Raw genomic sequence first — 6,402 nt, forward strand, 5'->3', positions numbered from 1 at the left:
GGCCACTATAACTTGACCGTTTATAGATAAAATAATCTATAGCGCAATATCAGCTAAATTTCCTTTGTCTTCTAACCATGACTTACGGTCAGCTGCACGTTTCTTTGCCAACAACATATCCATAACATTATTGGTTAACACCATATCATCCATATCTAACTGCACTAAACGGCGGGTATCACGATTCATTGTGGTCTCACGCAGCTGCTCAGCACTCATCTCTCCCAGCCCTTTAAAGCGGGTTATTTGCGCTTTTTTATTACCGGGAATATTGCCTAATATATGCTCAAGCTCAGGCTCATCTAGCGCATAATGCACCTCTTTGCCGACATCTACTCGGTATAACGGTGGCATCGCTACAAACAGATGACCGGCCTCAACCAACGCCGGAAAATGCTTGACGAATAAAGCGCAAATTAGAGTCGCAATATGTAGACCATCAGAATCGGCATCAGCCAAAATGCATACTTTATCGTAGCGCAATTCCGTCAAATCTGTAGAAGCAGGATCGACACCGATGGCAATCGCAATATCATGAATCTCTTGACTCGATAATACGGTATCCGACGACACTTCCCACGTATTTAAAATCTTACCACGTAAGGGCAAAATTGCTTGATAATGCCGATCACGGGCTTGCTTGGCACTGCCACCAGCCGAATCTCCTTCTACTAAGAAAAGCTCTGCCCCATCACGTAAATCACCACGACAGTCTGCCAGCTTACCCGGCAATGCTGGCCCCTGTGTGATTTTTTTGCGCGCTATTTTTTTAGCAGATTTTAGACGACGTCCGGCTTTATTAATAGCTAACTCTGCAATCTCAGCACCCAAATCAGCATGTTTATTCAGCCACAAGCTAAAAGCGTCTTTTGCTAACGTTTGCACCGCACCTGCGGCCTCACGGCTAGACAAACGCTCTTTGGTTTGACCTGAAAACTGTGGCTCTGAAAACTTCAACGACAAGATGTAATTGACCCCATCCCAAACATCTTCTGCAGTCAGCTTCACGCTACGCGGTAGTAAATTATGGATATCACAGAACTCACGTAGTGCTTCTAAAATACCCGTACGTAAGCCGTTTACGTGCGTACCACCTTGAGCAGTAGGAATGAGATTGACATAGCTTTCTTGTACTGGGTTACCACCTTCGGGCAACCAAGATAGCGCAAAAGTAATGCCGGCACGCTCGCCTTGTTTAGCTTGATGGTCATAATAAAAAGGCGCGTCGGGTAGAGTTTCAAGGCCATCTAACTGCTCAGTTAAGTATTCAACCACCCCATCAGTGAACTGCCAAACTATTTTCTCATTATTAATATCATCAACGAACTCTATGATAAGGCCGGCGGCCAGTACGGCCTTAGCCTTTAGATTGTGTTTCAGCTGCTTAATATTAAATTTAGGCGTATCAAAAAAGCTACCATCTGCCCAAAAGCGCACTTTGGTACCCCGTTTACGTTTATTAGAGCTGACGGATTCAATTAATGGCGTAACGGGTGCACCATTTTCAAGTACCATATCAAACTGCGTACCATCACGCCATACCGTGACTTCAACTCGTGTTGATAGTGCATTAACCACCGAGATACCAACTCCGTGCAAGCCCCCTGAAACTTGATAATTTGAAGTCGAAAATTTACCACCAGCATGCAGACGGGTCAAAATAATCTCAATCCCCGTTTGCTTAAATTCAGGATGAATATCAGTTGGCATACCTCGACCATCATCTTCTACTGATAGCGAACCATCTTCATATAACTGAACTTTAATAGTTTTAGCATAACCAGCCAACGCCTCATCAACTGCGTTATCGATCACTTCTTGCGCCAAATGATTGGGACGGGTGGTATCAGTATACATACCGGGGCGGCGGCGGACAGGCTCAAGCCCTTCTAAAACTTCTAACGATTGGGCATTATATTGACTCACAAAAGCATCCTTCAATTTCTATAAACGATTATTTCTATGTGTCCATTATAACGAAAAACGGTCTCGTTAGCGTTACTAGTCAGTGGCTTACGTCATATAATGTCGTCTTCTACAACTGTAGGTAACTTATTAATGAATCGATTAAATTTTAACCCCTACTAACTTCTGTAGGATATTTATTGTCATAGGCAGCTGTTCAGAAAAATCACTAAACCTATGATCACCACCCGCTTGTAAAGTCACTGCTGTGTCCTGCTGCTGATAAAAAACTTTGGAAAGACTAGGGTCGAGTAACTCATCACCCTCTTTAATTAAAACAGCTACTTTTGTCGGATAGTGCACAGACTGCAACTGATGCTCAGCAAACCATTGTAAATCTGCACAGGTAATTTTCCAGCCACCTGTTGTAGTATGGAGAACCTGATCACTCGATTTTATGTTGTCAGTCGTTGCCTCTAAAATAGTATTGTTAGAAAAACGTTGTAGCGTGATGTGAGGCTGGGTACTAGGATTGAGTAATAGTGCTGGGCAACCCGTATGATTACTTATTAAAGTCGCAAAATAACCGCCTAATGAGCTACCTATTAATACTGTTTCTGAGACATTACCCGACTCTGCTACTAAGTCAGTCAGTTGTGCAAATACTTGTACAGGTGACTTATTTAGGTCGGGTCGAAATACGCTAATCTCAGGATAATATTGCTGGCAATACTGTTCCAATAAAAGACCTTTGGTAGAATTGGAGTCACTATCTAACCCATGAATATAGATAAGGTTCATGTCTTTGCTCACTTGTTAGGTTTGTTTTTATTTTATTATAAGAATAAAGTTGATGCTAAAAAGCATAGCATGTGGCTGTCTAGACTAATAATAGCAATATGGCACACTAATAGTCTTAATTGGCACAACAGGCCTAATAATTTAGCTAATTTTGCATAAGTGAATTTTATATCAATGCAAAGTAATATAAATCCAGAGCTAGGATAATAGACGTGACATCGCCATGACTCAATAAATTGAATTGTTTAATATTGCAAATTCTTGCATTAGCGTTTGCACCAGTAATAAAAAAGGCTATTGCTTTGGTTGCTTTCGCAGTCGTAGAGAACGACAGCTGTGGTTAAGCATGAGCAATGAGCAGCGTCGTGACGTGCTTAGATTGATAGTAGGACGTAAACAGCGTATAGAGCAGATGCGACAGCATAAGGGTGAACAGTTGGGTTTTGATTTTGAGGAAGTGGTTGAGGTTGGGGAGTTGTTTTGAGTATCCTTAAAATAGGTTTGCATATTTTAAAAAATTCAACGTAGAAAACATAAGCTAAAGTAAAATTACAATTTCTAAATTTCAATGATTAGCTTTATTAATGGTTTTTTCTGGCATTGTAAATTGCTTTAGCCATAAGTTCGGTATTAGTTTGTTCGTGATTTCTAGTTCTATATTTTGTATCAGGTTGATAATCACCATTTTTGTACATTTTCAACTCAGCAGTCAGTAGCTTCTCATCAAAATGATTTAAATTAAGATTCAGCCACATCGAAAGCTGCTGAAAATTATGAGCAACTTTCTCGCCCTTATGTTCTTTCAAAAAAGATTCTAAATTTATAGGATATTTGCGCTCTTGTGCAGCCATGATTGCAGTTCGTGCAATTGTCAGTAGTTGCTGACCAGTAAATTGCATTGAATAATCTGCTGTGTGGTGACGTAAACCATATTCAATTCTCAATCCTTTGGAATGTGACCAATATCTATCTTCTAAAAGTGAAAGTCGCTTATAATACGTCTTTAAAATTTCAGCTTCAATTAGACCCTGAGTATCAACCTTTAACTCATCAAAGGTTTTAAGTTTTACATTAGTATTATTAGCCGCTTCAAAGGCACCACTTTGGAATCCTGCTACAGATATAATGAACCCACGGTCTGCACCAATGTCTTCTACAATAGCTCTTAACGTTAATACTTGAGCCTTAGTTACTTTACTTTTCCAATGTTTCGCTTCTATAATCCAAGTAATATTTTCGCCTAAAAATCTAGTTTTGACAAGCACATCTATATCATGACAAGTTCGCACACCTTGAACTTTGATATTAGTTTCTGCATCAGCTCCTAACGAATTGAAATGATTTTTTATATCTTCTTGGAATTCGAACCAATCTTTTTTTTTACTCATAGCTTCTCTTAAACTTTAGGACCTTGCTAAACTTAAAACAATGGATATCTATAACTAAAAAGCAATGATTAAACGTCCTTCTATTGTTTAAATAATTTTTTAGCTATTTACACCATAAAATATGGTTTGTTGCACAACCTACACTTCTACTACCAAAGTTCATTGTTTCTATCGCTCTAGCATCGTCACGATAGGCTACTTGAAGCCATTCGACTTCGTTGCTTGTATCGAATAATGAGTAATCTTGTCCAACTCTTATAAAGCCTAAATCAGCTCCAAGCGAAGCATTCAAACCGACTTTAACAGTAATTCTTTTATCTGGACTCCACGCTACTACATCATATTCATTAGGTAACCAAACAATCACTTCCTCTGTTTTGTCAGGTGTTGTAAAGCTTTCAAAATATAATTTTCTTAGTTTATTTGGGTTTTGTAAAATGCTATCAAAACTTGTGTCACATGATGCATTTTCTAACATAAATTCTGAAGGATGCTTATCCCTAATATCTTTAAGTCTTGCTTTTAAAATTGGGTTTTCATTGATAGTATTTAGCCATTCTCGGCGTACTGCAGCAGAAAAATTTCTAATTTGCCAAGTTTTAATTTTCTCTTCAAGAGAGAAATGATAATCCTTTTGTATTAGCTCATAACCAATACTAATAGCATAATCCTCTGCAGATGGAAAATTTCTATCTGGTTTAAAAGTATTTACCATTAAACGAACGACAGATGGTGATTTAGATATCTCCTCAGCCAAGTTCTTAGAAAGAGTATTTGTTTGAATTGCAGTTGTACTAAATGTCTTTTTCCATACTCTAGGACTATCTGATTTTGATATAAATCCTAACCACTTTGGCCAAAGAAAATCTGTAAAAATTTTATTTAGTATTTTGCTTAGCATATGTGGTGATACATCCTTGAATAAAAACATCTTTATAATAAATAGGTTTTGAGCATAGCAAAAACTAGTCCGTTTGACAAAAACATTATATATTATCTCAACTGTGGTACACCGTCTATATTTTCAAGCCACCTATTTATAGCTAGTTTTTGCCCCTCGGTTATTTTTCTTTTTGAAACAATAGTTCTTCGTACATTAACTAAGAAATCAGTTTTACCTGAATCTAGCTTTGCAATGCCTACATCAATCCAAAACAAATAATTATAAATTTTTTGAAGCACAGATAAAGTTAAATGTTCTGGAGCTTTATACGCAATATTATTGATATGTATAATATCTGACTCAGATAGCTTCTGAATTTTGCTCTTTTGATAGTATTCCCTTAATACGGAATATGAACAATTAAGTTCATTTACAAGTTTATTTTCTCTAAGCATAAGATATTCTATAGCTTTTCTTTCTTCAATAGCTTTTCTTTGACGGTTATTTATATCTGTTGAACCTCTGCCATCAATGCTGCTATCTTCACGATTACCTGTCGCCATAGTAAATTTCGTTAAGTCAGGTACACCGAATAATGAGTTATCTCCTACATTATTCTTAGCACACTTTGGTCCTGCATAAAATAACTCATTAGTTTCTACATTTTCTAATACGTATGCTTTAAGAGAAATCAGATACCTTGGACAAAAATCACATTTTCTAGTGGTCTCTGTCAGATCACGTCTAATTACCTTATACGTCATAATAAATCCATAGATATACAATGGTCAGTGTTTACATTTAAAATTAATCTTCTGGTTATTTTTATAATATCAATCACGTAAGTAAACCTCAAAACCTACTACCATGTAAATCCAAGATATATCATATATGTAGCGAACTTAGAAACTAAAGTTTTTCAGCTATGCGAATAGTTTTGTTAATGATGACTTAAAACATTTGAAGTCAGCATTATATTGATCGATTATTACATTAACCTTTTCTTGCTGCAGCGAAGTTCAAGGATTATGGCGTTCAGCTTTATAGTATATCAAAACGCCCATAATCTGCTCCAAAATAAATAGTAATGTTCTTTGGGTGTTTGTTGATAATATCACTTTAGCACTTCTTAGTGATCAAACAAAAGCCCAAGATGCTAATTGCATAGAACTTGTTAAGATAAATACATAAATCGAGGATAAAAAAAGCCCCCAACCGGAATTATTTAAGTTTAACCCAAAGAAAACCCCCTTGCACATAAGCGCAAGGGGGTTTATCTTTAGAATAGAGAGCTGACAATGACCTACTCTCACATGGGCGAACCACACTACCATCGGCGCTATGATGTTTCACTTCTGAGTTCGGTAAGGGATCAGGTGGGGCCATCATGCTATGGTCGTCAGCAAAGGGGGTTAGATATGAGTC

The 6,402-nt window shown here is 37.4% G+C and carries 6 protein-coding genes and 1 rRNA gene; 1 reads left to right on the forward strand and 6 read right to left on the reverse strand.

Annotation, left to right across the window (positions count from 1 at the left end; all coding sequences use genetic code 11):
- Nucleotides 1-36: 36 nt before the first annotated feature.
- Both parE and ES754_RS11635 read right to left on the reverse strand, forming a co-directional pair.
- On the reverse strand, nt 37-1,926 hold the full coding sequence (gene parE, locus ES754_RS11630; RefSeq protein ID WP_147224369.1) for a DNA topoisomerase IV subunit B: 1,890 nt from the start codon (nt 1,924-1,926) through the stop codon (nt 37-39).
- 141 nt (nt 1,927-2,067) lie between these two features.
- Nucleotides 2,068-2,706 (reverse strand): YqiA/YcfP family alpha/beta fold hydrolase, encoded by a 639-nt coding sequence (locus ES754_RS11635; RefSeq protein WP_147224370.1) that lies wholly within the window; start codon nt 2,704-2,706, stop codon nt 2,068-2,070.
- 241 nt (nt 2,707-2,947) lie between these two features.
- Between ES754_RS11635 and ES754_RS11640 the strand changes: the two genes are divergently transcribed.
- Entirely contained in the window at nt 2,948-3,190 is a 243-nt protein-coding gene (locus ES754_RS11640) for a DUF1289 domain-containing protein (RefSeq protein WP_228267777.1), read from the forward strand.
- Nucleotides 3,191-3,287: 97 nt separating this feature from the next.
- On the opposite strand, the gene ES754_RS11645 is transcribed toward ES754_RS11640, so the two are convergent.
- The 4 genes from ES754_RS11645 to rrf form a co-directional block, all read right to left on the reverse strand.
- Nucleotides 3,288-4,094 (reverse strand): restriction endonuclease, encoded by an 807-nt coding sequence (locus ES754_RS11645; protein WP_147224371.1) that lies wholly within the window; start codon nt 4,092-4,094, stop codon nt 3,288-3,290.
- A gap of 103 nt (nt 4,095-4,197) precedes the next feature.
- Nucleotides 4,198-4,995 carry a hypothetical protein gene (locus ES754_RS11650; RefSeq protein ID WP_147224372.1) on the reverse strand — a complete coding sequence of 266 codons (798 nt, stop codon included), beginning with the start codon at nt 4,993-4,995 and terminating at the stop codon, nt 4,198-4,200.
- Nucleotides 4,996-5,087: 92 nt separating this feature from the next.
- The gene (locus tag ES754_RS11655; RefSeq protein WP_147224373.1) at nt 5,088-5,741 is read right to left on the reverse strand and encodes a hypothetical protein; all 654 of its coding nucleotides are present in this window, start codon (nt 5,739-5,741) and stop codon (nt 5,088-5,090) included.
- 526 nt (nt 5,742-6,267) lie between these two features.
- Nucleotides 6,268-6,381: ribosomal RNA gene (gene rrf / locus ES754_RS11660) — 5S ribosomal RNA — on the reverse strand.
- Nucleotides 6,382-6,402 lie beyond the last annotated feature (21 nt).

The organism is Psychrobacter frigidicola, from assembly GCF_007997305.1.
Classification (GTDB): Bacteria; Pseudomonadota; Gammaproteobacteria; order Pseudomonadales; family Moraxellaceae; genus Psychrobacter; species Psychrobacter frigidicola.

Excerpts from the sequence above, each read along its gene's own strand:
- ES754_RS11650 (WP_147224372.1), bottom strand. The coding sequence starts at position 4,995 with ATGCTAAGCAAAATACTAAATAAAATTTTTACAGATTTTCTTTGGCCA.
- ES754_RS11635 (WP_147224370.1), bottom strand. The coding sequence starts at position 2,706 with ATGAACCTTATCTATATTCATGGGTTAGATAGTGACTCCAATTCTACC.
- ES754_RS11655 (WP_147224373.1), bottom strand. The coding sequence starts at position 5,741 with ATGACGTATAAGGTAATTAGACGTGATCTGACAGAGACCACTAGAAAA.
- ES754_RS11645 (WP_147224371.1), bottom strand. The coding sequence starts at position 4,094 with ATGAGTAAAAAAAAAGATTGGTTCGAATTCCAAGAAGATATAAAAAAT.